At 72.0% G+C, this 26,081-nt stretch carries 25 protein-coding genes; 12 read left to right on the forward strand and 13 right to left on the reverse strand.

Annotation, left to right across the window (positions count from 1 at the left end; translation table 11 throughout):
- Positions 1-142 precede the first annotated feature (142 nt).
- Positions 143-1,339 (forward strand): beta-eliminating lyase-related protein, encoded by a 1,197-nt coding sequence (locus ACFZAT_RS14985; protein WP_391264358.1) that lies wholly within the window; start codon positions 143-145, stop codon positions 1,337-1,339.
- Positions 1,336-2,454: a DUF5937 family protein gene (locus ACFZAT_RS14990; RefSeq protein WP_391264361.1), complete on the forward strand. Its 1,119-nt coding sequence runs from the start codon at positions 1,336-1,338 to the stop codon at positions 2,452-2,454. The genes ACFZAT_RS14985 and ACFZAT_RS14990 overlap by 4 nt, the downstream gene beginning before the upstream one ends.
- A 53-nt stretch (positions 2,455-2,507) precedes the next feature.
- On the opposite strand, the gene ACFZAT_RS14995 is transcribed toward ACFZAT_RS14990, so the two are convergent.
- Positions 2,508-3,173, reverse strand: coding sequence for a response regulator (locus ACFZAT_RS14995; RefSeq protein WP_391264363.1), 666 nt, complete (start codon positions 3,171-3,173; stop codon positions 2,508-2,510).
- A gap of 24 nt (positions 3,174-3,197) precedes the next feature.
- On the reverse strand, positions 3,198-4,415 hold the full coding sequence (locus tag ACFZAT_RS15000) for a histidine kinase (RefSeq protein ID WP_391264366.1): 1,218 nt from the start codon (positions 4,413-4,415) through the stop codon (positions 3,198-3,200).
- Between the two features lie 94 nt (positions 4,416-4,509).
- On the opposite strand from ACFZAT_RS15000, the gene ACFZAT_RS15005 reads away from it, so the two are divergent.
- Both ACFZAT_RS15005 and ACFZAT_RS15010 read left to right on the forward strand, forming a co-directional pair.
- Positions 4,510-5,481 (forward strand): SAM-dependent methyltransferase, encoded by a 972-nt coding sequence (locus ACFZAT_RS15005; RefSeq protein WP_391264368.1) that lies wholly within the window; start codon positions 4,510-4,512, stop codon positions 5,479-5,481.
- 73 nt (positions 5,482-5,554) lie between these two features.
- Entirely contained in the window at positions 5,555-6,697 is a 1,143-nt protein-coding gene (locus ACFZAT_RS15010; protein ID WP_391264371.1) for an NADH-quinone oxidoreductase subunit D, read from the forward strand.
- 42 nt (positions 6,698-6,739) lie between these two features.
- Here ACFZAT_RS15010 and ACFZAT_RS15015 read toward each other — a convergent pair whose 3' ends face one another.
- From ACFZAT_RS15015 to ACFZAT_RS15030, 4 genes are all read right to left on the reverse strand, one after another.
- Positions 6,740-7,714, reverse strand: a complete 975-nt coding sequence (locus ACFZAT_RS15015) for a hypothetical protein (RefSeq protein ID WP_391264373.1) — start codon at positions 7,712-7,714, stop codon at positions 6,740-6,742.
- Positions 7,715-7,830: 116 nt separating this feature from the next.
- Positions 7,831-8,808, reverse strand: a complete 978-nt coding sequence (locus ACFZAT_RS15020) for a glycine betaine ABC transporter substrate-binding protein (RefSeq protein WP_391264375.1) — start codon at positions 8,806-8,808, stop codon at positions 7,831-7,833.
- 85 nt (positions 8,809-8,893) lie between these two features.
- Entirely contained in the window at positions 8,894-9,568 is a 675-nt protein-coding gene (locus ACFZAT_RS15025; RefSeq protein ID WP_391264377.1) for an ABC transporter permease subunit, read from the reverse strand.
- A gap of 1 nt (position 9,569) precedes the next feature.
- Positions 9,570-10,274: an ABC transporter permease subunit gene (locus tag ACFZAT_RS15030; RefSeq protein WP_391264380.1), complete on the reverse strand. Its 705-nt coding sequence runs from the start codon at positions 10,272-10,274 to the stop codon at positions 9,570-9,572.
- Positions 10,275-10,405: 131 nt separating this feature from the next.
- Here ACFZAT_RS15030 and ACFZAT_RS15035 point away from each other — a divergent pair, with 131 nt between their 5' ends.
- A complete protein-coding gene (locus ACFZAT_RS15035; protein ID WP_391264382.1) occupies positions 10,406-11,584 on the forward strand; it encodes a betaine/proline/choline family ABC transporter ATP-binding protein in 1,179 nt (392 codons plus the stop codon).
- A 19-nt stretch (positions 11,585-11,603) separates the two neighbouring features.
- Here the strand turns inward: ACFZAT_RS15035 and ACFZAT_RS15040 are convergent, their stop codons facing one another.
- Positions 11,604-12,725 carry an alpha/beta hydrolase-fold protein gene (locus tag ACFZAT_RS15040; RefSeq protein WP_391264384.1) on the reverse strand — a complete coding sequence of 374 codons (1,122 nt, stop codon included), beginning with the start codon at positions 12,723-12,725 and terminating at the stop codon, positions 11,604-11,606.
- A gap of 139 nt (positions 12,726-12,864) precedes the next feature.
- Between ACFZAT_RS15040 and ACFZAT_RS15045 the strand changes: the two genes are divergently transcribed.
- From ACFZAT_RS15045 to ACFZAT_RS15070, 6 genes are all read left to right on the forward strand, one after another.
- The gene (locus ACFZAT_RS15045) at positions 12,865-14,694 is read left to right on the forward strand and encodes a phosphatidylglycerol lysyltransferase domain-containing protein (RefSeq protein WP_391264387.1); all 1,830 of its coding nucleotides are present in this window, start codon (positions 12,865-12,867) and stop codon (positions 14,692-14,694) included.
- Positions 14,695-14,781: 87 nt separating this feature from the next.
- Entirely contained in the window at positions 14,782-15,579 is a 798-nt protein-coding gene (gene folP, locus ACFZAT_RS15050) for a dihydropteroate synthase (protein WP_391265011.1), read from the forward strand.
- A 17-nt stretch (positions 15,580-15,596) separates the two neighbouring features.
- Positions 15,597-16,100, forward strand: coding sequence for a nuclear transport factor 2 family protein (locus ACFZAT_RS15055; protein WP_391265012.1), 504 nt, complete (start codon positions 15,597-15,599; stop codon positions 16,098-16,100).
- Positions 16,101-16,310: 210 nt separating this feature from the next.
- Complete coding sequence (gene folB, locus ACFZAT_RS15060) at positions 16,311-16,670, forward strand: dihydroneopterin aldolase (RefSeq protein WP_391264389.1); 360 nt, start codon at positions 16,311-16,313, stop codon at positions 16,668-16,670.
- Entirely contained in the window at positions 16,667-17,278 is a 612-nt protein-coding gene (gene folK, locus ACFZAT_RS15065) for a 2-amino-4-hydroxy-6-hydroxymethyldihydropteridine diphosphokinase (RefSeq protein WP_073966344.1), read from the forward strand. The genes folB and folK overlap by 4 nt, the downstream gene beginning before the upstream one ends.
- A gap of 67 nt (positions 17,279-17,345) precedes the next feature.
- Positions 17,346-17,831, forward strand: a complete 486-nt coding sequence (locus ACFZAT_RS15070; RefSeq protein WP_391264391.1) for a DUF3180 family protein — start codon at positions 17,346-17,348, stop codon at positions 17,829-17,831.
- 36 nt (positions 17,832-17,867) lie between these two features.
- Here ACFZAT_RS15070 and folE read toward each other — a convergent pair whose 3' ends face one another.
- The 6 genes from folE to dacB form a co-directional block, all read right to left on the reverse strand.
- Entirely contained in the window at positions 17,868-18,473 is a 606-nt protein-coding gene (gene folE / locus ACFZAT_RS15075) for a GTP cyclohydrolase I FolE (protein WP_330312569.1), read from the reverse strand.
- 149 nt (positions 18,474-18,622) lie between these two features.
- A complete protein-coding gene (gene ftsH / locus ACFZAT_RS15080) occupies positions 18,623-20,647 on the reverse strand; it encodes an ATP-dependent zinc metalloprotease FtsH (protein WP_391264394.1) in 2,025 nt (674 codons plus the stop codon).
- A 193-nt stretch (positions 20,648-20,840) separates the two neighbouring features.
- The gene (hpt, locus tag ACFZAT_RS15085) at positions 20,841-21,380 is read right to left on the reverse strand and encodes a hypoxanthine phosphoribosyltransferase (protein WP_037777945.1); all 540 of its coding nucleotides are present in this window, start codon (positions 21,378-21,380) and stop codon (positions 20,841-20,843) included.
- Between the two features lie 100 nt (positions 21,381-21,480).
- A complete protein-coding gene (tilS, locus tag ACFZAT_RS15090; RefSeq protein ID WP_391264397.1) occupies positions 21,481-22,563 on the reverse strand; it encodes a tRNA lysidine(34) synthetase TilS in 1,083 nt (360 codons plus the stop codon).
- Between the two features lie 189 nt (positions 22,564-22,752).
- Positions 22,753-23,886, reverse strand: a complete 1,134-nt coding sequence (locus tag ACFZAT_RS15095) for a zinc-dependent metalloprotease (RefSeq protein ID WP_391264399.1) — start codon at positions 23,884-23,886, stop codon at positions 22,753-22,755.
- Between the two features lie 49 nt (positions 23,887-23,935).
- Positions 23,936-25,426: a D-alanyl-D-alanine carboxypeptidase/D-alanyl-D-alanine-endopeptidase gene (gene dacB, locus ACFZAT_RS15100; protein WP_391264402.1), complete on the reverse strand. Its 1,491-nt coding sequence runs from the start codon at positions 25,424-25,426 to the stop codon at positions 23,936-23,938.
- An 86-nt stretch (positions 25,427-25,512) separates the two neighbouring features.
- Between dacB and ACFZAT_RS15105 the strand changes: the two genes are divergently transcribed.
- Positions 25,513-26,007, forward strand: a complete 495-nt coding sequence (locus tag ACFZAT_RS15105; protein ID WP_018102237.1) for an inorganic diphosphatase — start codon at positions 25,513-25,515, stop codon at positions 26,005-26,007.
- Positions 26,008-26,081 lie beyond the last annotated feature (74 nt).

Genomic DNA, 26,081 nt, shown 5'->3' on the forward strand with positions numbered 1-26,081 from the left:
CGGGGGGTACCGGACGATTCCCTTGCATGCTACGCCAGCGGCCACCCCGCGCTCCCGGCTTGTCCACAGCCTGTGGATACCGTTCCGGGCGGGCCCAGGAAACGCGGTGGGCAGGTCCGGTGTTCTGCGTGATGATCGTCCCATGGCAGACACGAACACGCAGGTGACGGACGAGACGGCGGAGCCGGGGAGCGAGGAGGCGGCGCGGCTGCGCCGGCTCACCGCCTGGCGGCAGGGGAGGCGCGCCCTGTCCCGCCTCCCCCAGGACCGCACGCTCGGCGAGCAGCTGGCCGCCCTCGCGGCGGACGCCGGGACGGTCACCGACCCGGGCCTCCCGGCGGACATCTACGGGGACGGTGTCGTCGGTGAGCTGGAGCGGCGGGTCGCCGGGCTGCTCGGCACGGAGGCCGCCGTGTTCTTCCCGACCGGGACGATGGCGCAGCAGGTCGCGCTCCGCTGCTGGGCCGCCCGCACCGGCAACCCCGTGGTCGCCCTGCACCCGCTCGCCCACCCGGAGGTGCACGAGAGCGGCGCCCTGGGGGCGGTGAGCGGGCTGCGCACGGTCCACCCGACGACGGAGCCGAGGCTGCCGACCGCCGACGAGGTCCGCGACTTCCCGGAGCCGTTCGGCACCCTGATGCTGGAGCTGCCGCTGCGGGACGCCGGATTCCTGCTGCCCGCCTGGGAGGAGCTGGAGGCCGTGGTGGCCGCCGCCCGGGACCGGGACGCGGTCGTCCACTTCGACGGGGCCCGGCTGTGGGAGTGCGCCACGCACTTCGGGCGCGGGCTGCCGGAGATCGCCGCGCTCGCGGACAGCGTGTACGTGTCGTTCTACAAGTCCCTGGGCGGGATCTCCGGGGCCGTGCTCGCCGGTTCCGCCTCGCTGGTCGAGGAGGCCCGCCTCTGGCGGCACCGGTACGGCGGTCAGCTCTTCCAGCAGTTCCCGGCGGCGGTCGCGGCCCTGGCCGGGCTCGACCGGGAGCTGCCGAGGCTGCCGTCGTACGCGGCACACGCGAAGGTGGTGGCCGGGGCGCTGGCCGAGGGGATCGAGGCGGGCGGCGCGGGCTGGTTCCGGGTGCATCCGCAGGTGCCGCACACCCACCAGTTCCAGGTGTGGCTGCCGTACGACGCGGAGGTGCTGACCGAGGCGTCGGTGCGGCAGGCGGAGGAGACGGGCACGGTGCTGTTCCGCCGCTGGTTCACGCCGGACGCGGGGGCGCCCGGGGTGGCGTTCACGGAGGTCACGGTGTCGGAGGCCGGGCTGGAGTGGAGCGCGGACGACGTCCGGGACGCGGTGGCCGCGTTCCTGGAGCGGGTGACAGGCACCATGGACCGGTGAGCGTCACCATCGACATCGCGGGGCTCGACCCCGACCGCATCGTCTTCCGGACCTCCCCGCTCGTGGAGCTGGGCGTGGCCCTGCACGCCCTCTCCGAGCCGGGCCACCACCCGGGCCTGCACGGCTGGGCGACGGCCACCGCCACGGCCCTGGAACCCGATCTCGCCGACCGGCTGCACGAGGCGGAGTTCCTGTGGCGGAACACCTTCTCGGACATCTTCATGCCGTCCGCCGGGGTCGTCGGGGGCGACGGCGCGCCGGGCGACAGCCTCGCCGCCGAGCTGGACCTCCTGGACCGTCTCGACGACGACCGGTTCGTCTCGGCCGCGCTGGAGTTCACCTGCGCCGCGTTCCACGGGACCGGCGCGGCCTCCCCGCTGCGCAACACCGACGCGCGCGGCCGGGCGATGGAGATGGCGGCGGCGCGCGGTCCGCGCCAGGTGGACTTCACCGAGCGGCTGCTGGCCGACCCGGCTCCCGTACGCCGCTGGCTGCGCCGCCTGTTCGAGGACTGCGACCAGGCGTTCTTCGCGGACACCTGGGAGCGGACCCGCATCCAGCTGGTGGCGGACGCGCGGCACAAGACGGACCTGCTGCGGCGCAAGGGGCTCGCCGAGGCGATACGGGCGGTCTCGCCCGCGCTCTCACTCGACGCGGACGGCGGCCGGATCAGCGTCGACAAGCTGGTCGAGGGGGCCACCACCGCGACGGACCCCGCCATCGGCCCCGGGCTCACACTGATCCCGACCAGCTTCGGCTGGCCGCATCTGATGGTGCTGCACGCCCCGGGCTGGCGTCCGGTGATCCACTACCCGGTGCACCGGCCGGAGCTGCCCGCGCCCGCCTCGGTGGAACTGCTCCAGCTGCGGATGGAGGCGCTGGCGCACCCGATGCGGATGCGGCTGTGCCGGAACATCGCGCGTTCCCCGTACACCACCGGTGAGCTGGCCGACACGAACGGGATCACCCCGCCCGAGGTCTCACGCCATCTCGCGGTGCTCAAGAAGGCCGGTCTGGTCACGACCCGGCGCCGGGGCCGGTACGTGCTGCACCAGCTGGACCTGACGGTGGTGGCCCGGCTCGGCAGCGACTTCCTGGAGGGGATCCTGCGCTAGGGAGCGCCTTGCCGATCATGGCCGGGTCCGCGCCCTGATCGACAAGACACCCCCTAGCCGCCGGCGCGGACCAGCCCGGTCTCGTAGGCGAGGACGACGACCTGCACCCGGTCGCGCAGCGACAGCTTGGTCAGGATGCGGCCGACGTGCGTCTTCACGGTCGCCTCGGAGAGCACCAGGCGGCCCGCGATCTCGCCGTTCGACAGGCCCTGCGCGACGAGCAGCATCACCTCGCGCTCGCGCTCGGTGAGCTTGGCGATGTCCTTGTGCTGCGGTTCCGGGGTGCCGCTGGGCAGCATCGGCGAGAACCGGTCGAGCAGCCGGCGGGTGGTGGAGGGGGCGACGACCGCGTCGCCGCTGTGCACGGAGCGGATCGCAGCGAGCAGTTCGCCCGGCGGCACGTCCTTCAGCATGAAGCCGCTGGCCCCGGCCTTCAGCCCGGAGAACGCGTACTCGTCCAGGTCGAACGTGGTCAGGATCAGCACCTTCGGCGGCTCGGCCCGCGCGCAGATGCGGCGGGTGGCCTCGACGCCGTCCAGCTTCGGCATGCGGACGTCCATCAGCACCACGTCCACGGCGGTGGCGCGCAGGATGTCGATCGCCTCCGCGCCGTCACCGGCCTCGGCGACCACCTCCATGTCGGGCTGGGCGGCGAGCACCATCCGGAAGCCGGTGCGCAGCAGAACCTGGTCGTCGACGAGCATCACGCGGATCGCCATGGGGGCTGTTCTCTCCTCGTTCGTTCAGCGGTCGGCGGCCTTGAGGGGCAGCAGCGCGCTGATCCGGAATCCTCCGCCGGGGCGCGGCCCGGCGTCCAGTGTGCCGCCGACCATGCCGACGCGTTCCCGCATGCCGATCATGCCGTGGCCGGCGCCGTCGGCGCCCCCGTCCTCGTACAGCTCGTGCGCGGCGCCCCGCCCGTCGTCCTCGACCAGCAGGCCGAGCCCGTCGTCGAAGTAGACCAGCCGCACACTGGCCCCGGCGTGCGGGCCGCCGTGCTTGCGGGTGTTGGTCAGGGCCTCCTGCACGATGCGGTACGCGGTCAGCTCGACGCCGCTGGGCAGCGGGCGGGCGGTCCCCTCGACCTTGAAGTCCACCGCCAGGCCGGCCTTGCGGACCTGGTCGATCAGCTCCTCGATCTGCTCGACGTCGGGCTGCGGGACGTACTCCCCGCTCTCCTCCGCGTCGCCCGTCCGCAGCACCCCGAGCAGCCGCCGCATCTCCGCGAGTGCCTGGCGGCCGGTGCTGGAGATGGTCTCCAGCGCCTGCCGGGCCTGGTCGGGCGCCGCGTCCATGACGTAGGCGGCGCCATCGGCCTGCACGACCATCACGGAGACGTTGTGCGCGACGACATCGTGCAGTTCACGGGCGATACGGGCCCGCTCGGCGGCCACCGCGACCTTCGACTGGGCCTCGCGCTCCCGCTCCAGGCGGGCCGCCCGCTCCTCCAGCTGGTCGAAGTAGGCGCGCCTGGTCCGCATCGAGTCGCCGAGCACCCAGGCCAGCACGAAGGGCACCGTCAGCACGGCGACGACGAACAGCGTCTGCGCCCAGTTGCGCGGGTCGCCCTCCTCGTTGGGCCAGCGGAGCTGGGACAGCGTGGCGGCGGTCAGGCTGCACGCCAGGGCGAGCCGCGACGCCCAGCGCTCACCGACGGTGGCGACGGTGAAGGTGATGACGAGCATCGCGAAGTTCGCGACGGTCGGCCGGACACCGCAGATCAGCTGGACGACGCCCATCGCGATGGCGAGCAGCAGCATCTTCTCCGGCGCGCGGCGGCGCAGCGCGACGACGAGGCAGAGCCCGAGGACGACCGGCACGACCGCGATCCGTTCGAGACGGCCGCCGTGCCCGACGTCGCCCACCACGATGGTCATGCCGGAGATCCCGAGGAGGAAGACAGCCCAGAAGCTGTCGACGCCCGTCGGGTGTCTGCGGATGAAATCGTAGAGGCGCTGCACGTAACCCAGCGTAAAGAAGGCCGGGGGCCGCCGGGTCAACCGGAGGACCGATCCGGGTCCCCGGACCGTACTCCCCAAGGTGGAGACTGGGCCCGTGACGGATGAGTGGCGCGGGTGGCAGGAGGCGGCGGAGACCGCTCTCTACGGCGACGAGGGTTTCTACCGGCGCCCCGAGGGCCCCGCGGGCCACTTCCGTACCTCTGTGCACGCCTCCCCCCTCTTCGCCGCCGCCGTCGCCCGGCTCCTGGTCCGCACGGCGGCGGAGCTCGGCACCACGCACGTGGACCTGGTCGACATGGGCGCCGGGCGCGGGGAACTCGTCACCGGCGTCCTCGCCGCGCTCCCGGCCGAGGGCGGCCGGGACCTCGTGGTGCGTGCGTACGCGGTGGAGCTCGCCGACCGCCCCGAGGGCCTGGACCCCCGGGTGGAGTGGTGCGCGGCACCGCCGCCCGGGGCGCGCGGGCTGCTCTTCGCCAACGAGTGGCTGGACAATGTGCCGCTCCCCGTCGCGGAGACCGATGCCGAGGGCGTCGAACGGTACGTCGAGGTGCGCACCTGCGACGGCGCGGAGCGGCTGGGCGCTCCGGTGACCGGGGCGGACGCGGAGTGGCTGCGCCGCTGGTGGCCCCCGGCGGGCCCGGGCAGCCGGGCGGAGATCGGCCGCCCGCGCGACGAGGCGTGGGCGGCGGCGGTGTCCTCCCTGTCCGCGGGGCTCGCGGTGGCGGTGGACTACGCGCACGTACGCGGGGAACGCCCGCCCTTCGGCACGCTCACCGGCTTCCGCGCGGGCCGCGAGGCCCGGCCGGTGCCGGACGGGAGCCGCGACCTGACGGCCCATGTGGCCCTGGACGCGTGCGCGGCGGCGGCCGGACCACCGGCCCACCTGCGGACCCAGCGCGAGGCCCTGGCGACCCTGGGCATCACGGGCGAACGCCCGCCCCTGACCCTGGCGTCGGCCGACCCGTCCGCGTACCTGCGCGCCCTGTCCACGGCGGGCGAGGCGGCGGAACTGACGGCGAGGGGCGGCCTGGGCGACTTCGGCTGGCTGGAGCACCGGAGACCGTGAGCCCCTCCGGCGATTGCGGAGCGGGGCCCGGGGCAGAGCCCCGGGCAACGGCGCGGCACGCAATAATCGCCCCATGACGGAGACGACCATCGGCATCGGCGGCGCAGCCGAAAGCACCGACATGGTGCTCAACATCGGCCCCCAGCACCCCTCCACCCACGGCGTGCTCCGCCTCCGCATCGTCCTGGACGGCGAGCGCATCCAGCACGCCGAACCGGTCGTCGGCTATATGCACCGCGGCGCGGAGAAGCTGTTCGAGGCCCGCGACTACCGCCAGATCATCATGCTCGCCAACCGCCACGACTGGCTCTCCGCGTTCTCGAACGAGCTGGGCGTCGTGATGGCCGTGGAGCGGATGCTCGGCATGGAGGTCCCGGAGCGCGCGGTCTGGACCCGCACCCTGCTCGCCGAGCTGAACCGGGTCCTCAACCACCTGATGTTCCTCGGCTCGTACCCGCTGGAACTCGGCGGGATCACCCCCGTGTTCCACGCGTTCCGGGAGCGCGAGGAGCTCCAGGCGGTGATGGAGGAGGTCTCCGGCGGCCGCATGCACTACATGTTCAACCGGGTCGGCGGCCTCAAGGAGGACCTGCCGGCGGGCTGGCTCGGCCGCGCCCGGGACGCCGTCGCCTCGGTGCGCTCCCGGATGGACGTGTACGACGGACTCGTCCTCGGCAACGAGATCTTCCGGGCCCGCACCCGGGGTGTCGGTGTGCTGTCGGCCGGGGCGGTGCACGCGTACGGGGTGTCCGGGCCGATCGCCCGCGCCTCGGGCGTCGACTTCGATCTGCGGCGCGACGAGCCGTATCTCGCGTACGGGGAACTGACCGAGACCCTGAAGGTCGTCACCCGGACCGAGGGCGACTGCCTGGCCCGGTTCGAATGCCTGCTGGAGCAGACGCACAACGCCCTGGACCTCGCCGACGCCTGCCTGGACCGGATGGCGGATCTCGCACCGGGGCCCGTCAACCAGCGGCTGCCGAAGGTCCTCAAGGCCCCCGAGGGCCACACGTACGCCTGGACCGAGAATCCGCTCGGCGTCAACGGCTACTACCTGGTGTCCAAGGGCGAGAAGACCCCGTACCGGCTGAAGCTGCGCTCGGCGTCGTTCAACAACATCCAGGCGCTCACCGAACTGCTGCCGGGCACGCTGGTCGCCGACATGGTGGCGATCCTGGGCTCGCTGTTCTTCGTCGTCGGCGACATCGACAAGTAGGGCGCCGACGGCGCGTACCGGGCGCCGACGGGCGCCCCCGCGTCACGAGATCGCGCTGCGCAGCTCCGCGACGTCGAGCTGCTCCGTCTCGTCGTGCGCGGTGAGGTCGATGACCTTGCCGACGGCGCGGTCCTCCGGCGTGTCCGGGCGGTGCGCGGCCAGGACCTCCTCGCCGACCACGTCGGCCAGGTCCTCGTTCTGCACGGCCTCGATCGCGGCACGCTCGGCCGCGGCGGGCACGGCCTTCTGCGTACCGAAGAAGTCGAAGCTGCCCTGCGGCACCGGCTGGCGGCGGGACGCCGCGTACGGGACGACCGCGCTGGCGGCCGGGACCGGGCGCATGGCGGGCGGCTGGACTGCGGGCCGGGTGGCGGGCAGGGCGGCCTGCGCCTGCTCCTCCTCCCGGGTGCCCTCCGCGCGGTCCCGCTGCGCCTGACCGGCGATCCGGCGGGCCTTCTGGAGCGCCGCGTTGCGCGGGAGGTCGGCCAGCGCCCGGGCGGCGCGGGCGTAGGAGTCCGGGGTGGGCGTGGAGCGGGCCGGGGGCAGGGCGCGGGCGGGCGCGGACGTCTCGATCGCGAGCTGCCGGCGGCTCTCCAGGGCGCTGGCGCGCTCGGTCTCCGCGTTGGCGTAACGGCGCAGCAGCGCGGCGTGTTCGCCCCGGAGCCCGGCCAGTTCGACGCGCTTGCGGCGCAGCTTGGTCTCCAGGCGGGCGCGGATCTCCCGCGCCTCCTCCAGATCCGCTTCGAGCTCCGCCGCGCGCTCCTCGGCGCGCCACTCGTCGCTCGCGCGGGCCCGGGTCAGCTCGGCGACGCGACGGCCCGCCTCGCGGTCCCAGCCGCGCATGAGGACCGCGCCGGTGACGGCGGCCGCCGCGGCGGCCGCGACCACTGCGCGCAGGACCATGGGTTCGGTCAGCAGCCAGGCTCCCGCCGCACAGGCGACCGCCGCTCCGGCGACTGCCGAAGGCGGAAGGATTCTGTGCAGTGGCGGCGAATGGCGGTGGCGTCCACGGGGCATGGCCCGAAATTTACCGTGTGCGCGCCGTACTTGGGGAGCCGCCCGGCAATCTGTGCCCGGCAAGTTACCCGGCGGCTCCCGCGGCCCGTTCTCCGGGCGCCTCCCCGGAGGCCTTTCTACTTCTTGATCAGCCCCTTCGACTGGAGGTATTCGCGGGCCACATCGGCCGGCTTGGCGCGCTCCGCGTCGACCTTGCGGTTCAGTTGTGCGAGGTCCTCGGTGGTGAGTGCGCCGGTGAGCTTGCCGAGCGCGTCGGCTATCTCCTGGTCGCCCGCGTCCTTCGCGTTCAGGACGGGCAGGACGTTGTCCGCGTTCTGGAGCTTCTTGTCGTCGTCCAGGAACACCAGGTCGTAGGTGTCGAGCACGGCGTCGGTGGTGGTGGTCAGGACGAGTTGGTCCTTGCCGTCCTTCACCGCCTGCTTGGACTGCGGGGTGCCGACGCCCTTGGGGTCGATTCCCGTGACGTCGATGCCGTACGTCTTCTTGAGTCCGGGTGCGCAGAAGGGCCGCACCTCGCACTCGTCGCCCGCCGCGACCTTGACGCCGATCTTCGCCGCGCCGAGATCGGAAAGGGTCTTCAGCTTGTGCTTGTCGGCGAATTCCTTGGTCACCGCGAACGCGTTCTGGTCGACGGCCTTCCCCGCCGGAAGGACCTTCAGTCCGCGCGGCTCGGCGAGCTTCTTCAGGGCGGCGAGGGTGGCCGCGGTGTCGCCCGAGGCGACCGGCTTCGACTCGGCTGCCTTCGCCCCGTTCACCTTCGCGTTCAGGAATTCCGCGATCGTCGCCGCGTATTCCGGAACGACGTCGATCTCGCCCTTCTCCAGGGAGGGTTCGTACAGTTCGCGGTTCTTCACGGTGGTGACCGAGGTGCTGTATCCGGCGTCCCCGAGGATCTGCGCGTACAGCTCGGCGAGCACCTTGGACTCGGTGAAGGCGGCGGCGCCGACGACGAGCGAGCCCTTCTTGCCGGAGTCCTGGCCGCCGGACGGGGCGCCCTTGTCCTTCTCCAGGCTGTCCCCGCCGCACGCGGCGAGCGAGCCCGCCAGCGCGAGGATGCCGATGACGACGCCGGCCGTGCGTGAGGTCCTGCTCATGATCTTCTCCGTCCACGGCGGCGAAGCCGTATGCGACAAGTGGTGGATATGCGACATGCGTTACGGGTGTGACGGGCCGGGGCCCTCAGGCCGGCCGACGGCGGCGCAGCGGGGAGAGCAGGCGGTCGACGGCCACCAGGACCGCTTCCACCAGCAGGGCGAGCACGGCGACCAGCAGGGCCCCCGCCACCACCTGCGCGGTGTCGTACGTGTTGAAACCGGCGGTGATGATCCGGCCGAGGCCGCCCTGACCGACCATGGCCGCGATGGTCGCCGTGGCCACGACCTGGACGGCGGCCGACCGCAGCCCGGTCATGATCAGCGGGTAGGCGAGGGGCAGCTCGACGCGCAGGAAGAGCTGGCCGCCCGACATGCCCATCCCGCGCGCCGCCTCCGCCACCGAGCGGTCCACCTCGGTCATCCCCACGTAGGCGTTGGTCAGCAGCGGCGGCACGGCGAACAGCACCAGGGCGATGATCGTCGGGATGTACCCCGCGTTGCGCAGGGGCGAGACCATGAAGAGGGCCAGCACCGCGAAGACGGGCACCGCGCGCCCGACGTTGGCCAGGTTGACCGCGAGGGCGCCGCCCTTCCCGATGTGGCCGAGGTACAGCGCGAGGGGCAGGGCGATGGCGCAGGCCAGGGCGAGCGCGACGCCGCTGACGTACAGGTGCTCGCTCAGCCGGTGCGCGGCCCCGCTCTCCCCGGACCAGTTGGCACCGGTGGTGAGCCAGGTCCAGGCGTCCCCGAGAACTCCCATGTCAGACCGCCTCCGCCTTCGCCGGGCCGGGCGCGGCCACACGTATGCGCGTCCAGGGCGTCAGCAGCCGCTGGAGCCCGAGCAGCAGCAGGTCCGCGACGACCGCGAGCAGCACGCAGAGCACCGAGGCGGCCAGCACCTGGGCCTTGAAGAAGCTCGGCAGCGCGTCCTCGATGAGATTGCCGAGGCCGCCCCGCCCGACGATGGAACCGACCGTGGTCAGCGCGATCGTGGACACCGTGGCGATCCGTATCCCCGCCATCAGCGCGGGCAGCGCGAGCGGCAGCTCCACCTCCCACAGCAGGCGGACCGGCCCGTAGCCCATGCCGTGCGCGGCCTCCTTCGCCTCCTCGGGCACCGCTTCCAGGCCCGCCAGGATGTTGCGCACGAGGATGGTCAGCGAATACAGCACGAGCCCGGTCACCACCAGGGCGGCGGAGAGCCCGAAGAAGGGCAGCAGGAGGGAGAACATCGCGAGCGAGGGCACGGTGTAGAGCACCGTCGTCAGCCCGAGGACCGGTCCGGCGAATCCGCGGCCCCTGCGTGCGAGGAGCGCCAGCGGGAAGGCGACGGCCACACCTATCGCGACCGAGACGGCGGTGATCCAGATGTGCTGGACGGTGGCGTCCGTCAACTCCTGGCTGCGGGAACGGAGATACTCCCCGCAGATCCAGTCGTTCGTCACCAGGCAGTTCTGTCCGGCCATACGTACCCCCACCTCCCGTTCGCCTTCTCGTACTGATGTCCGGCGAGCCTATCCTCGACCACTGACAATCGCCGGAGACGTTGTGTTCCAGCAACATGTCCTTCACAGAACACCCGCGACAATGGGGAACCATGATCCGTTTCGAGCACGTCACCAAGCGGTATGCGGACGGCACCACCGCCGTCGACGGCCTTTCCTTCGAGGTCGCCGAGGGTGAACTGGTCACGCTCGTCGGACCGTCGGGATGCGGCAAGACGACCACCATGAAGATGGTGAACCGACTGATCGAACCGACCGAGGGCCGGATATTCCTCGACGGGGACGACATATCCGCCATCGACCCCGTCCGACTGCGTCGCCGCATCGGCTATGTGATCCAGCAAGTGGGCCTCTTCCCGCACAAGACGGTCCTGGAGAACACCGCCACCGTTCCCCATCTCCTCGGCTGGAAACGCCAAAAGGGCCGGGCCCGCGCCGCCGAACTCCTCGACCTCGTCGGACTCGATCCTTCCGTTTATGGCGACCGCTATCCGGAACAGCTCTCCGGCGGACAGCGCCAACGCGTGGGGGTGGCCCGGGCCCTGGCCGCCGACCCGCCGGTCCTGCTGATGGACGAACCGTTCGGCGCGGTCGACCCGGTGGTCCGCGAACACCTGCAGAACGAATTCCTGAAACTGCAGGAACAGGTCCGCAAAACCGTGCTGTTCGTCACGCACGACATCGAGGAAGCGGTCCGTCTCGGTGACCGCATCGCCGTCTACGGACAGGGCTCGATCGAGCAGTTCGACACTCCCGCGACCGTGCTCGGCGCCCCCGCCAACGCCTATGTCGCCGACTTCGTGGGCGCCGACCGGGGCCTCAAGCGGCTCTCGGTCACCCCCGTCGAGGAGAGCGACCTCGACCGCCCGCCCGTCGTCCACCTGGACGACCCGCTGTCCACCGCGACCGAACGCCTCCGCGCGGAGGGCGCCCGCTGGGCCGTCGTCCTGGACGGCGACGAGCACCTGCACGGCTGGATCGCCGCCGACGACACACGCACCGGCTCCAAGGGCACCGTCCGCGACCACGCCCGCCGCATGGAGGCGTGGCTTCCGCTCGGCGCCCCGCTCAAACAGGCATTCGCCACCATGCTCCAGCACGACGCCGGGTGGATCGCCGTCATCGACGAGGCCGGCGAGGGCCGCTTCCTGGGCGTGCTCACCCCGGCCCGGCTGCACGAGGCGCTGCGCCGCTCGGTCGGCGCGGACGGCCGCGCGGTCCCCCGCGCGGAGGTCGAGGTCGAGAGCGTGGCGGGCGCGGCCGGGCTGTAAGAAGGCCGGGCCCGTACGCTCAGCTCTCGCTCAGCCGGCTGCTCAGCCACTCCAGCGCCGCCGGGATCTCCCGGCGCCAGGTGTTGAAGTTGTGCCCCCCGCTGTCCAGCACGATCGAGGAGACCTGCGCCGGCTGCTTCACCCCGGCCACGAACCTCTTGGTGTCGGCGTAGTTCGCCTCGCCGTGCCGCGAGGTCGTCACCAGGAACGAGGAGTCCGGCTGCGGCCGGTTGTCCAGCGTCCACAGCAGGTCCGCGTGGTTCCGCGCCGCCCGGTCGCCGTGGAAGAGGTCACCGGTCGTCGGGTCCTCGGCTGCCTTGTAATACGCGGAGAGCCCCGCGCTCGCGGCGTACCGGCCGGGGTGGTGCAGCCCGATCTTCAACGCGCAGTAGCCGCCGGTCGAGTTGCCGATGATGCCCCAGTTCCGGGCCCGCTTACCCACCCGGTACCCGGCCGACACCGCCCGGGGCACGTCGTCCGCGAAGAACGTCTCCGTCTTCGGACCGCCCTTTATGTCCACGCACTCGGTGTCCCGGGGCGGCGCCACCGTCGGACGCAGCATCACCAGGACCATCGGCTGCGCCCGTCCGGCCTTCACCCGTTCGTGTGCCGTACGCGGATAGCGCAGCCCCTTGATCAGATTCTCCGAGGTGCCCGGGTAGCCGGTCAGCACCACCACCGCCGGAAACTTCCGCCGGGCGAACGCCGGCTGGAAGTACTCCGGCGGCAGGTAGACGTACGCCGAACTCTCGATGCCCGAGTGCTTCCCCGCGATCACGACCTTGTCGATCCGGCCGCCCACCCTGGGCAGCGCCCCGCCCGGCACGTCCGGCCGCTGCGAGCCCACCCGCACGATGTTCTTCGCGGCCAGCGTCCCGGAGGCGTGGTCGGTGACCACGCCCAGCTCCTGCTTGCGGCCGAACAGATCGGCCCAGGAGCCGTAGAAGAGGAAGCTGTTGTTGGCCAGCAGGCCGACCGTGGCGAACACCGCCACCTGGGTCGCGAGCAGCATGCCCACCCGGCCGAGCACGGCCGGCGCACTGCGCCGGGCGAGCCTCGGCCAGCACCAGACGGTGACGGTGAACAGCACGACGGCCAGCACGATCGCCAGGATCAGCAGTGGCTTGCCCGTAAGGCCCATGACCGGTGAACTTTCTGTCAGGAAATTTCCGGGCAGCGGGTGAACCCACGGCCCGGAAGGATCGTCCTAGAGGTCGCACATCGTCCGCAGGGCTCCGGCCGCCGGACTCCAGGAATCTCTCGCGGAACCACGGGAAGCGATGTCTGTCACGCTAGATGGGGATAAATCAGGATCGGTTCCGGTTCGCGCACGTGCGTTCGTGCGCGGCCCCCGGCCGGAAGCCGTGCCCGCGCTCGTCGGCACGGCCTGCACCGCCGTCGGACTGATCGACGTCGCCGCCGGGGTGTTCCCGCGCTTCCGGCACAGCCGCATGCACAGCCTGGCCGAGGTCCTTCCCGGAGCCCTCGGCCCGTTCGCGGCAGCACTCTCGCTCAGCGCCGGGGTCCTGCTGCTGCTCCTGGCCCACGGCCTCAAGCGGCACAAGCGCCGGGCCTGGCGGGCCGCCGTCGTCCTGCTCCCGGCCGGCGCGCTGGCCCAGTTCAGCTACCGGCACTCGGTCCTCGGCGCCCTGGTCTCGCTGACGCTGTGTTACCTGCTCGTACGTCACCGGAGCGAGTTCGCCGCCCTGCCCGACCCGCGCAGCCGCTGGCGGGCCCTGGCCAACTTCGTCCTGCTCGGCGCCGGCTCGCTCGGCCTCGGCCTGGTCATCGTCAGCGCCCACCCGCGCCGCCTGGTCGGCAGCCCCAGCATCGCCGACCGCCTCCAGCACGTGCTGTACGGCCTGGTCGGCTTCGAAGGGCCCGTCGACTACTCCGGGGACACCTCCTGGACCGTCGGCTGCTCGCTCGGCGCGCTCGGCCTGCTGACCGCCGTCACCACCATCTACCTGGCCTTCCGCCCCGAACACCCGGCAGCCCGGCTCACCGAGGACGACGAGGCCCGGCTGCGCGCCCTGCTGGAACGGCACGGCGGGCGCGACTCGCTCGGCCACTTCGCGCTCCGCCGCGACAAGGCCGTCGTCTTCTCGCCCAGCGGCAAGGCCGCCGTCTGCTACCGCGTGGTCTCCGGCGTGATGCTCGCCAGCGGCGACCCGATCGGGGACGTGGAGGCGTGGCCCGGCGCCATCGAACGCTTCATGGACGAGGCGCGGGCGCACTCCTGGGCCCCCGCCGTCATGGGATGCGGCGAGACCGGCGGCGAGGTCTGGACCCGCGAGACCGGACTCACCGCCCTGGAGCTCGGCGACGAGGCGGTGGTGGACGTCGCGGATTTCTCCCTCGCCGGGCGCGCGATGCGCAACGTACGCCAGATGGTGAAGCGCATTGAGCGGAACGGCTACGAGACCCGCGTCCGGCGCGTGGCCGACATCGGCGAGACCGAACTCGCCCGCATCCGCCGGGCCGCCGCCGACTGGCGCGGCACCGACACCGAACGCGGCTTCTCCATGGCGCTCGGCCGGATCGGCGACACCGCCGACCGGGACTGCTTCATCGCCACCGCCCACAAGACCGACGAGCAGAGCGCCGACTCCCCGTACGGCGACCTGAAGGCCGTGCTCCACTTCGTGCCCTGGGGCAACGACGGCATGTCCCTCGACCTCATGCGCCGCGACCGCTCCGCCGACCCCGGCATGAACGAGCTGCTGATCGTCGCCTCCCTCCAGGCCGCACCCCGGCTCGGCATCGGCCGGGTCTCGCTGAACTTCGCGATGTTCCGCTCCGCGCTCGCCCGGGGCGAGCGGCTGGGCGCGGGGCCCGTCCTGCGGGTCTGGCGGGGACTGCTGATCTTCCTCTCGCGCTGGTTCCAGATCGAGTCGCTGTACAAGTTCAACGCCAAGTTCCGGCCGCGCTGGGAGCCCCGCTTCGTCGTCTACCGGACCGCCCGCGACCTGCCCCGCATCTCCTTCGCCGCGATGCAGGCCGAGGGCTTCGTGCACCTGGCGCTCCCCCGCCCGCTCCGGTTCGCCCCGCGCCGCCCGTGCGGCCACGCGCGGTCCCAGGCGGGCGAGCAGGACGCCCGTACGGCATAGCGCCGCGCCGTACGGGCCTAGGCTGGTCATATGAGTACGTTGCGCGGGACGGTCCAGGGTCTGCCGGAGTGGGACCGCTGCGCGGTCATGGGGGTCGTCAACGTGACCCCCGACTCCTTCTCCGACGGAGGCCGCTGGTTCGACACCACGAGGGCCGTCAAGCACGGCCTCGACCTCGTCGCCGAGGGCGCCGACCTCGTGGACGTCGGCGGCGAGTCCACCCGCCCCGGCGCCAGCAGGGTGGACGAGTCCGAAGAGCTGCGCCGGGTGATCCCGGTCGTCCGGGGCCTGGTCTCCGAGGGCGTCACGGTCTCCGTCGACACCATGCGCGCCCGGGTCGCCGAGCAGGCGATCGCCGCCGGAGCCGTCCTCGTCAACGACGTCAGCGGCGGCCAGGCCGACCCGGACATGGTCCCCGTGGTCGCCGCCGCCGGCGCCCCGTTCGTCGTCATGCACTGGCGCGGCTTCAGCGAGTCGATGAACAGCCGGGCGGTGTACGGGGACGTGGTCGGCGAGGTCACCGACGAGCTGCGCGCCCGGATGGACGCGGTGGTGGCAGGCGGCATCGCCCCGGAACGCCTCGTGATCGACCCCGGGCTCGGCTTCGCCAAGGACGCCCCGCACGACCTGGCGCTGCTGGCCGGGCTCGACGCCCTGCACGCCCTCGGCCGCCCCCTGCTGGTCGCCGCGTCCCGCAAGCGGTTCCTGGGCCACGTGCTGGCCCGCGAGGGCGCCGCCCCGCCGCCCGCCCGCGAGCGCGACGCCGCCACGGCCGCCGTCTCCGCCCTCTCCGCCCGGGCCGGCGCCTGGGCGGTCCGCGTCCACGAGGTACGGGCCACCGCCGACGCGGTCCGGGTCGCCCGCGCCATCGAGGGAGCCGCGTGAGCGGGCCGGGCGACGAGGTGACCGGGCCCGGTGACGAGGTGACCGGGCCGGGCGACGGGCACGCGGACGCCGCCGCCGACATCGCGGCCGTCGAGCAGGCCAACACGGCGTACTACGAGGCCGTGGAGCGCGGCGACCTGGACGCGCTGACGGCCGCCTGGCTGCCGGACGAGGAGCTGACGGTCTCCTGCGTCCACCCGGGCTGGCCGGTGCTCAGCGGGCGGCGCGAGGTGCTGCGCAGCTACGCGCTGATCATGGCGAACACCGAGTACATCCAGTTCTTCCTGACCGACGTCGGCGTCTCCATGACGGACGACACCGCACTGGTGACCTGCACCGAGAACATCCTCAGCGGCGGCCCCGCCGAGGAGGGCGCCTCGCTCGGCCCGCTCGTCGGGCAGCTCGTCGTCGCGACGAATGTGTTCCGCCGCACTCCGGACGGCTGGAAGCTCTGGTCGCACCACGGTTCGCCCGTACTGGCCGAAACCGGTGAGGAAGAGGACGAAGACCCCACGTCCTGAGCCGGCCCGCCCCTCTTTCGGGCACAAAAGCCGGTCCGGGGTGATTGGCCCGGGACACTTCGGGGTATCAGCGGCTATCTGTTCCGCGCCCGCAGGCCCGCCCCCCACGGGGCAGGGGTGTCGGTGCTCGCAGGTAGATTCGAAATCGGGCAACCGGCCGCCCGCACGCGGCCCTGCGCCCCCGGACCAACGACAGCAGGAGTGATTCGCGTGGATCGTGTCGCGCTGCGCGGCCTCAAGGCCCGCGGGAACCATGGCGTCTTCCCCCGGGAACGGGAAGAGGGACAGACGTTCATCGTGGACCTGGTGCTCGGCCTCGACACCCGCCCCGCGGCAGCCACCGACGACCTGACGAAGACCGTGCACTACGGCGTGGTCGCGGAGGAGGTCGTCGCCGTGGTCCAGGGCGAGCCGGTCGACCTGATCGAGACGCTCGCCGAGCGCATCGCCCAGCAGTGCCTCAAGCACGACGGCGTCGAGGAGGTGGAGGTCGTGGTGCACAAGCCGGACGCGCCCATCACCGTCCCGTTCGACGACGTCACCATCACCATCACCCGGAGCCGAGCATGACTGCATTTTCCACCGAAGGGCAGAGCGACCCGACCGTACAGCCGGTGCCCGCCTCCGTGGTCGAGCAGGTGGACGCGGCGGACATCACCCTCTCCAACCCCAAACTGGCCGTGCTCTCGCTCGGCGCCAACCTGGGCAACCGCCTGGAGACGCTCCAGGGCGCCATCGACGCCCTGGAGGACACGCCCGGCCTCCGGGTCAAGGCGGTCTCCCCGGTGTACGAGACGGAGCCCTGGGGCGTCGACCCGGGCTCCCAGCCCTCGTACTTCAACGCGGTGATCGTCGTGAAGACGACGCTGCCCCCGTCCTCGCTCCTGGAGCGCGGCCAGGCCATCGAGGAGGCCTTCGAACGGGTCCGCGAGGAGCGCTGGGGCCCGCGCACCATCGACGTCGACATCGTCTCGTACGCGGATGTCGTGTCGGACGACCCCGTGCTCACCCTCCCGCACCCCCGGGCCCGCGAGCGCGCCTTCGTCCTCGCCCCCTGGCACGACGTGGACCCCGAGGCCCAGCTGCCCGGCGCGGGCCCGGTCGCCGATCTGCTGACCGGTGTCGGGCGCGACGGCGTGCTCCCCCGGGCCGACCTGGAACTCCGGCTGCCCGAGTAGTCGTTAGGCTCACAGAACACAGCACGAAGGACACGACGGACACAGGCGGCGAAGGGCGGCTCACGGGGTGAAGCAACTACGGCTCGGAGTCCTGGCCGGCCTCTTCGCCGCCGCCGGAGTCCTCTCCTGGGGCGCCGCCCGCCTCTGGGACTCGCTGGGCACGCTGCCGAGCGTCCCGCTCTTCGCGCCCATCGTCCTCGCGCTGATCGCCGTCGTCCTGCTGGCGACGGCGCTGTCCATCCGCGCCCGCCTGCGCGCCCAGCGCGAGCGGCGCCCGGACGCGAAGGGCGTCGAGCCCATGATGGCCGCCCGGGCCCTGGTCTTCGCGCAGGCGAGCGCCCTGGTCGTCGCCCTGGTCTCCGGCATGTACGGCGGCACGGCCGTCTTCCTGCTCGGCTCCCTGGACAACCCGCCCCGCCGCGACCAGGCGATCTACGCCGGCTTCGCGGTCCTGGCCGGCATCGCGGTCATCGCCGCCGCCCTCTTCCTGGAGCACGTCTGCAAGCTCCCGGACGACAAGGACGACAACAAACCGGACGCGGCGGCGGCGTAACGCCGGTGCCGGGTCCGGCTCGGGCCGGGGGCGGGATCAGCGCGCCATGATGAGGCTCATGGCCTCGGCGCGCGTGGCGGGGTCGCGCAGCTGTCCGCGGACCGCGGAGGTCAGCGTCTTCGCCCCGGGCTTGCGGATGCCGCGCATCGACATGCACATGTGCTCGCACTCGATGACGACGATGACGCCGCGCGGCTCCAGGATCTCCATCAGGGACTCGGCGACCTGGGTGGTCAGCCGCTCCTGCACCTGCGGCCGGCGGGCGTAGACGTCGACCAGCCGGGCCAGCTTCGACAGGCCGGTGATCTTGCCGCTGGTGGCCGGGATGTACCCGACGTGCGCCACCCCGCGGAAGGGGACCAGATGGTGTTCACACGTGCTGAACACCTCGATGTCCTTGACGAGCACCATCTCGTCGTGGCCCAGGTCGAACGTGGTCGTCAGGACGTCCTCGGCCTGCTGGTACAGGCCCGCGAATATCTCCTTGTACGCCCGCGCCACCCGCCCCGGTGTCTCCTTCAGGCCCTCGCGGTCCGGGTCCTCGCCCACCGCCAGCAGCAGCTCCCGGACAGCGGCCTCGGCACGTTTCTCGTCGAACTCGCCGATCGGCCCCTGGGGGTCCAGCGTCACCGGGTCGGTCATGTGTGCCTCGTTCCTTGAGCTGTCGCTGCGGGGGCATCCGCGCAGGTGTACGGAAAAGCCGCGCCCCCAACAGGCTAGAACCTGGGGGGCGCGGCATCCATTCCGGGCCTGGTGGGAGCCCCGTGACGGGGGACACACCGGGTCGGTGACTAGCTCTCGGGACGGTCCTCCGGGAGGGTCTCCGTGCTCGGGACGGCGTCCGTGACCGAGCCGGCGGCCGCGCTCGCGCCGTTGGTGAGGGCGAGCTCCTTCGGGGAGAGGACCGGCGGACGGGTGGACGGGGTGCGCCGGGCGGAGCCGGTCCACGCGGGGCGGGCCGGGCGCTTGACGATCGGGGCGAAGATCTCGGCGATCTCCTCCTTGCCCAGGGTCTCCTTCTCCAGGAGGCGGAGAACCAGGGTGTCCAGCACGTCGCGATTCTCGACGAGGATCTCCCACGCGTCGTTGTGGGCGGTCTCGATGAGCTTCTTGACCTCTTCGTCCACCAGGGCGGCGACCTCTTCCGAGTAGTCGCGCTGGTGGCCCATCTCGCGGCCCACGAACGGTTCGGTGTTGTCGCCGCCGAACTTGATCGCGCCGAGACGCTCGGTCATGCCGTACTGCGTGACCATCGCGCGGGCCGTCGCCGTGGCCTTCTCGATGTCGTTCGCGGCGCCGGTGGTCGGGTCGTGGAAGACCAGCTCCTCGGCCGCGCGCCCGCCCAGCATGTACGCGAGCTGGTCGAGCATCTCGTTGCGCGTCGTGGAGTACTTGTCCTCCTCCGGGAGCACCATCGTGTAACCGAGGGCACGGCCGCGGGAGAGGATCGTGATCTTGTGGACCGGGTCCGACTGGGGGGAAGCCGCCGCGACCAGGGCGTGTCCGCCCTCGTGGTACGCGGTGATCTTCTTCTCCTTCTCGGACATGATCCGGGTCCGCTTCTGCGGGCCCGCCACGACGCGGTCGATGGCCTCGTCCAGCGTGGCGTTGTCGATGAGCTTCTGGTTGCTGCGCGCCGTCAGGAGCGCGGCCTCGTTCAGCACGTTCGACAGGTCGGCACCGGTGAAGCCGGGCGTGCGGCGGGCGACGGCGCCGAGGTCGACGTCCGGGGCGACCGGCTTGCCCTTCTGGTGGACCTTGAGGATCTCCAGCCGGCCCTGCATGTCCGGCCGGTCGACCGCGATCTGCCGGTCGAAGCGGCCCGGGCGCAGCAGCGCCGGGTCGAGGATGTCCGGGCGGTTCGTGGCGGCGATCAGGATGACCCCGCCCTTCACGTCGAAGCCGTCCATCTCCACGAGCAGCTGGTTGAGCGTCTGCTCGCGCTCGTCGTGACCGCCGCCCATGCCGGCGCCGCGGTGGCGGCCGACGGCGTCGATCTCGTCGACGAAGACGATCGCCGGGGCGTTCGCCTTGGCCTGCTCGAAGAGGTCGCGGACCCGGGAGGCGCCGACACCGACGAACATCTCGACGAAGTCGGAACCGGAGATCGAGTAGAACGGGACGCCCGCCTCGCCCGCGACGGCGCGTGCGAGCAGGGTCTTGCCCGTACCGGGAGGCCCGTAGAGCAGGACGCCCTTGGGGATCTTGGCGCCGACGGCCTGGAACTTGGCCGGCTCCTGGAGGAACTCCTTGATCTCCTGGAGCTCCTCGACCGCCTCGTCCGAGCCCGCCACGTCGGCGAACGTCGTCTTCGGGGTGTCCTTGGTGATCAGCTTGGCCTTGGACTTGCCGAACTGCATGACCTTGGAGCCGCCACCCTGCATCTGATTCATCAGGAACAGGAAGACGACCACGATGAGGACGAACGGCAGCAGCGAGAAGAGGATCGAGACGAACGGGGACTGCTTCGACGGCGAGACGGTGTACCCGTCCTTGATGTCGCCGCTCTCGTACTTCTTCTGGAGCATGTCGGCGAGCTGGACGCCCTGGTTGCCGATGTAGCTCGCCTGGAACTTGCTGCCGGACTCGCCGGACAGCTTCTGACCGTCCTTCAGTTCGATCTTGATGATGTGATCGTCACCGGTGGTGAGCTTGGCCTGGTCCACCTGGTTCTTGCTGATCGCCTGGATCACCTGTCCGGTGTCCACCGTCTTGTAGCCGCCGCCCGAGCCGACGACATTCATCAACACGACCACGGCGAGGACGGCCAGCACGATCCACATGACCGGCCCACGGAAGTATCGCTTCACGTCCATCCATACGAGGCGAAGACGCCCCGTCCCTCCTGCCCGTAGGTAAATGCTGCTGTGAGTAAAGACTGTTCTTCGGACGGTACCCCAGCATGGTCACCGGCGTCCGCCTCGGACGTCCGGCAATCGCGCCTCGAAGGCTCAACGGCGGGCGGCCCGTGAGGGTTCCCGGCGGGCCCTGCGGCGGGTCCGCGCGCCCTCAGCCTCCGTATACGTGCGGGGCGAGGGTCCCGACGAAGGGGAGGTTGCGGTACTTCTCGGCGTAGTCGAGGCCGTAGCCGACGACGAACTCGTTGGGAATGTCGAAGCCGACCCACTTGCAGTCGAGCGCGACCTTGGCCGCGTCCGGCTTGCGGAGCAGGGTGCAGATCTCCAGCGAGGCGGGCTCGCGCGAGCCCAGGTTCGACATCAGCCAGGACAGCGTCAGGCCGGAGTCGATGATGTCCTCGACGATCAGGACGTGCTTGCCCTTGATGTCGGTGTCCAGGTCCTTGAGGATCCGGACGACACCGGAGGACTGGGTGCCCGCGCCGTACGAGGAGACGGCCATCCAGTCCATGGTGACGGGGGTGGACAGCGCACGCGCCAGGTCCGCCATGACCATGACGGCGCCCTTGAGGACCCCGACGAGGAGCAGGTCCTTGCCGGCGTACTCCGCGTCGATCTTCGCGGCCAGCTCCACGAGCTTCGCGTCGATCTCTTCCTTGGTGAGGAGCACCGACTGGAGGTCGGTGCCCATGTCCTTCTCGTTCACCCGCGTCTCTTTCTGTGCCTGCCGGGTCCGGGGGTGGAGTCCCGGGCCTGCGCGGCGGTCGCCCTGCATGTCAGCCGCTCGTGCGTCAGCTCTGCCGGATGACCAGTCTGCCACCCTGCCGCAGGGCTTCGACGCGGCCGGGGAGGTTGATGGCCTGCTGGCCGCGCCAGCCGGTGACCAGGCGGTCCACTTCCTCGATGTGCCGGGCGAAGAGCGAACCGGCCGGAGAGCCCGCCTCTATGGCGGCCCGGCGCAGCACCCGGCGGCGTACGGCGGGGGGCAGCGCGTACAGCTTGGCGCACTCGAGGCGGCCGGCGTCGTCGCGTACGTCACGGTCGGCGGCGGCGGCCCAGGTGTCGAGGGCGTCCGCGTCGTCGCGGGAGAGCTGGGCCGTACGGGCGAGGGCTTCGACCACGCCCTTGCCGAGGGCCTTCTCCAGGGCGGGCAGGCCCTCGTGGCGCAGCCGGGAGCGGGTGTAGGCGGGGTCGATGTTGTGGGGGTCGTCCCAGACGGGCAGGGACTGGGCGAGGCAGGCGGTGCGGGCGGTCTGCCGGTCGAGCTGGAGGAAGGGGCGGCGGTAGCGGCCGGCCGGGCCGGAGGAGGCGGCCATGCCGGACAGGGAGCGGATGCCGGAGCCGCGGGCGAGGCCCAGCAGGACGGTCTCGGCCTGGTCGTCGCGGGTGTGGCCGAGGAGGACGGCGGCGGCGCCGTGGCGTTCGGCGGCGGCGTCGAGCGCGGCGTAGCGGGCGTCGCGGGCGGCGGCCTCGGGTCCGCCCTCGCGGCCGACGTGGACGGCGACGGCCTCGACGGGGCCGAGGTCCATGGCGGCGAGCCGGGCGGCGACCTCGGCGGCGCGGAGGTCGGAGCCGTCCTGGAGGCCGTGGTCGACGGTGATGCCGCCGGCCCGGACCGGGAGTTTGCGGGCCTCGAAGGCGAGGGCGGAGGCGAGCGCCATGGAGTCGGCGCCGCCGGAGCAGGCCACCAGCACCAGCGGGGTGTCGGGGCGGTCGGGGAGCGTGCCGAGGCGGCCGCCCGTGCCGGCCCGGGCGAGCTCGGGGTGCGGGGCGCGTCCGGCGCGTTCGTTCTGTTCGGCGTGTTCGGCGATGACGTCGTGGAGTACGCGGCGGACCGCCAGGCGTATCGCCGCGACCGCAGGATGGGGACCCATGTCCGGTGCCCTTCGTGAGGTTCTTCAGGGGTGTCTCGGAGTGCCGGGACGGGAAGGAGTGCCGTCACTCAGAGTGCGTCGATGGTGACAGAGCAATGCCGTTCATCGAGCATTGCACGCCTTCCCATGCCCCTGCGGTCCCTCGGATGGGTGATTACCGGCGCGTTTCCTTCGTACCGGGGACCTTGATCACGACTCTGCCTTACGGTGCACCCTCGCGATCCAGTCTGCGGGACGGGCGATCTCCGCCTTGGTGGGGAGGGTGTTGGGCGAGGTCCACACCCGGTTGAAGCCGTCCATGCCGACCTCGTCCACGACGGCGCGCACGAAGCGTTCGCCGTCCCGGTACTGGCGCAGCTTGGCGTCGAGGCCGAGCAGCTTGCGCAGGGCCTGGTCGAGGCGGCTCGCGCCGCGGGCGCGGCGCTGCTGGAACTTCTCGCGGATCTCGGCGACGGAGGAGACGACCTCGGGGCCGACGCCGTCCATCACGTAGTCGGCGTGTCCCTCCAGGAGCGACATCACGGCGGTGAGGCGGCCGAGGATCTCGCGCTGGGCGGGGGTCTGGACGAGCTCGACCAGGCTCCGGCCGCCGTCCTCGCCCTCCTCGCCCTCGGGCCGGCCGCCGGAGAGGGACTGGACGGCCTCGCGCAGCCGCTCCAGGAAGGTCATCGGGTCGACGTCGGTCTCGTCCAGGAATGACTGGATCTCGCCCTGGAGGTGGTCGCGGAGCCAGGGCACCGCGGTGAACTGGGTGCGGTGGGTCTCCTCGTGGAGGGCGACCCATAGCCGGAAGTCGTGCGGGTCGGCCTCCAGCTCGCGTTCCACGTGGACGATGTTCGGCGCGACGAGCAGGAGGCGGCCGCCGCCGTCGGCGGAGGCGGGGAGGTCGCGGGTGGCGGGGGCGAAGGTCTCGTACTGGCCGAGGACGCGGGAGGCGAGGAAGGACAGCAGCATGCCGACCTCGACGCCGGTGACCTTGGAGCCGACCGCGCCGAGCACGGCGCCGCCCGCGCCGCCGGAGCGCCGTTCCTCCATCTTCTCCAGGAGGGGCCGCAGCAGTTCGCGGAAGCCGGCGACGTTGGCCTTGATCCAGCCGGGGCGGTCCACGACGAGGACGGGGGTGTCCTCGGGCTCGGTTCCCTCGGGGATCATCCGGGTGAAGGCGCGGACGTGCTCCTCCGCCGCCTTCGCGTGCCTGCGCAGCTCCGCGACGACCTCGCGGGCCTCCTCGCGGCTGATCTCGGGGCCCGGCCGCACAAGCCGGGTCGCGGTCGCGACCGCGAGGTTCCAGTCGACCATCCCTGCACCACCGATGCTCGTCATGCGTCAACCGTACGTGCTCGCCCCTTGATGCGGTGCGGTGTTGACGGGCTCATCGCTTCCCGGCGCCCAGCGCGGTGGCGAGTTTGTCGAGGGCCTTCTGGGCTTCGGTGGGGGCGGTGGTGCCGGAGGCGAGGAAGGCGAAGGCGAGGAGCCGCCCCCGGGTGTCCACGACGGTGCCGGCGAGGCTGTTGACGCCGGTGAGGGTGCCGGTCTTGGCGCGGATGAAGCCGGTGCCGCCGGCCTCGCTGGTGTAGCGGCTGCTGAGCGTGCCGCTGAAACCGGCGACGGGGAGGCCGGTGAGGACGGGCCGCAGTTCGGGGTGGGCGGGGTCGGCGGCCCGGGCGAGGAGGCCGGCGAGCAGGGCCGCGGTCACCTTGTCCTCGCGGTCGAGACCGCTGCCGTCGGCGATGTTCACGCCCTTGAGGGGCAGGTCGAGCTTCTTCAGACCGGCGGTGACGGCCCGCCGGCCGCCCTTGAAGTCGGCGGGCTGCCCGGCGGCGATGGCGGTCTGCCGGGCCAGGGCCTCGGCGATGTCGTTGTCGCTGTTGGTGAGGGCGCGTTCGACCAGGCCGGAGAGGGGGGCGGAGAGATGGGTGGCGACGGTGCGGGACTTCTTGGCGGGGCGGCCGGGGGCGGGTGCGCCCTTGGCGGTGACGCCGGCGTCCTTCAGATATCCGGCGAAGGCGCGGGCGGCGTCGCCCGCCGGGTCCTCGGTGCGCGCGGCGGGGCCCTTGGCGGAGTCGTCCTGGCGGCCCTCGTTCAGCATCAGGGCGCTCATGGGCGCGAGGTTCTCGTTGGGGCCGATCGGGTGGTGCGCGGGCCCCGAATAGGCGGACGCGTCGTAGCGAAGCCGTACGGAGGGGGTCTCGCCTGTCTTGAGGGCGCGGGCGGTCTCGGTGGCCAGGGCGCGCAGGGCGGCCTTGTCGAGGGTGGGGTCGCCGCCGCCCACGAGGGTGACAGTGCGCCGGTCCTCGGAGGCGCTCACGGTGGTGGGGATGCGGTGGGCGGGGCCGAGGGCTCCGAGGGCGGCGACGGTGGTGGCGATCTTGACGGTGGAGGCGGGCGTCATGGGGGCGTCGGCGCCCTTGCCGTAAAGCCGTCTGCCGGTGGCGGTGTCGATGACGACGGCGGCGCGGCGGGTGCCCAGCGCGTCGTTCTTCAGCAGGGGTTCCAGGACGGCGCCCAGGTCGCGGGCGGCGCCGGCCGGGGCGTCCTTCGGGCCGGCTCCGGGGGCGGACAGGGCGGCGAGGACGGCGGGGGCGCTGGGGGCGGGAGCGGGACCCTCGGGGTCGCCGCCGTCGTGATGTGCGCCACCTGTGCGTCCGGCGGCGGTCGCCCGGTCCCGCTCGGCCTTACGCTGACCCGAGTCCCAGGGTCCGGCGGCGAGGACGGCGCCGGCCGCGAGGGCCAGTCCGACGACGGCGGACACGGCCGTGAACTGCCAGTCGTTCACTCCGCCGCGTACGCCCAGGCGGGCCGCGATACCTCCGCCGGTTGTGCCGGGCGGTTCCGTCGACGGTCTTTCCACCGGCTCGGCCACCGTTGACCAGCCCCTTTCGCGAGCACACATCTGCGTGAGGGACACTTAACCACCAGTCGTATGTGTTGATCATGGAGGAGCCACCCGTGGAGTTCGACGTCGTTATCGAGATCCCGAAGGGTTCGCGCAACAAGTACGAGGTGGATCACGAGACCGGCCGGATTCGTCTGGACCGTCGGCTCTTCACCTCGACCAGCTACCCGGCGGACTACGGTTTCATCGAGGACACCCTCGGTGAGGACGGCGACCCGCTGGACGCGCTGGTGATCCTGGACGAGCCGACGTTCCCGGGCTGCCTCATCAAGTGCCGCGCGATCGGCATGTTCCGGATGACCGACGAGGCCGGCGGCGACGACAAGCTGCTGTGCGTCCCGGCCTCCGACCCCCGGGTGGAGCACCTGCAGGACATCCAGCACGTGTCGGAGTTCGACCGCCTGGAGATCCAGCACTTCTTCGAGGTCTACAAGGACCTGGAGCCGGGCAAGTCCGTCGAGGGCGCCGACTGGGTCGGCCGCGCAGAGGCCGAGGCCGAGATCGTCGCCTCCCGCAAGCGCCTTGAGGCGCAGGGCGGCGCGCACTGACGTTCCGCTTGTGTGAGCGGCTTCGATACGGGCGGTACACCCAGGTGGGTGTGCCGCCCGTTTCGTGTGCCCTC

Origin of the sequence: Streptomyces sp. NPDC008163 (genome assembly GCF_042956885.1) — a bacterium.
GTDB lineage: Bacteria > Actinomycetota > Actinomycetes > Streptomycetales > Streptomycetaceae > Streptomyces > Streptomyces drozdowiczii_A.

Bases quoted from the DNA above. Each gene is read 5' to 3' on its own strand.
- ACFZAT_RS15035 (WP_391264382.1), top strand. From the start codon at position 10,406: ATGATCCGTTTCGAGCACGTCACCAAGCGGTATGCGGACGGCACCACC.
- ACFZAT_RS15040 (WP_391264384.1), bottom strand. From the start codon at position 12,725: ATGGGCCTTACGGGCAAGCCACTGCTGATCCTGGCGATCGTGCTGGCC.
- ACFZAT_RS15010 (WP_391264371.1), top strand. From the start codon at position 5,555: ATGACGGAGACGACCATCGGCATCGGCGGCGCAGCCGAAAGCACCGAC.
- hpt (WP_037777945.1), bottom strand. From the start codon at position 21,380: ATGGGCACCGACCTCCAGTCGGTGCTCCTCACCAAGGAAGAGATCGAC.
- ACFZAT_RS15045 (WP_391264387.1), top strand. From the start codon at position 12,865: ATGTCTGTCACGCTAGATGGGGATAAATCAGGATCGGTTCCGGTTCGC.
- ACFZAT_RS14995 (WP_391264363.1), bottom strand. From the start codon at position 3,173: ATGGCGATCCGCGTGATGCTCGTCGACGACCAGGTTCTGCTGCGCACC.
- ACFZAT_RS15015 (WP_391264373.1), bottom strand. From the start codon at position 7,714: ATGCCCCGTGGACGCCACCGCCATTCGCCGCCACTGCACAGAATCCTT.
- ACFZAT_RS15030 (WP_391264380.1), bottom strand. From the start codon at position 10,274: ATGGCCGGACAGAACTGCCTGGTGACGAACGACTGGATCTGCGGGGAG.
- ftsH (WP_391264394.1), bottom strand. From the start codon at position 20,647: ATGGACGTGAAGCGATACTTCCGTGGGCCGGTCATGTGGATCGTGCTG.
- ACFZAT_RS15020 (WP_391264375.1), bottom strand. From the start codon at position 8,808: ATGAGCAGGACCTCACGCACGGCCGGCGTCGTCATCGGCATCCTCGCG.
- folE (WP_330312569.1), bottom strand. From the start codon at position 18,473: ATGACCGACCCGGTGACGCTGGACCCCCAGGGGCCGATCGGCGAGTTC.
- tilS (WP_391264397.1), bottom strand. From the start codon at position 22,563: ATGGGTCCCCATCCTGCGGTCGCGGCGATACGCCTGGCGGTCCGCCGC.
- ACFZAT_RS15095 (WP_391264399.1), bottom strand. From the start codon at position 23,886: ATGACGAGCATCGGTGGTGCAGGGATGGTCGACTGGAACCTCGCGGTC.
- folP (WP_391265011.1), top strand. From the start codon at position 14,782: ATGGGGGTCGTCAACGTGACCCCCGACTCCTTCTCCGACGGAGGCCGC.
- ACFZAT_RS15025 (WP_391264377.1), bottom strand. From the start codon at position 9,568: ATGGGAGTTCTCGGGGACGCCTGGACCTGGCTCACCACCGGTGCCAAC.
- folK (WP_073966344.1), top strand. From the start codon at position 16,667: ATGACTGCATTTTCCACCGAAGGGCAGAGCGACCCGACCGTACAGCCG.
- ACFZAT_RS14985 (WP_391264358.1), top strand. From the start codon at position 143: ATGGCAGACACGAACACGCAGGTGACGGACGAGACGGCGGAGCCGGGG.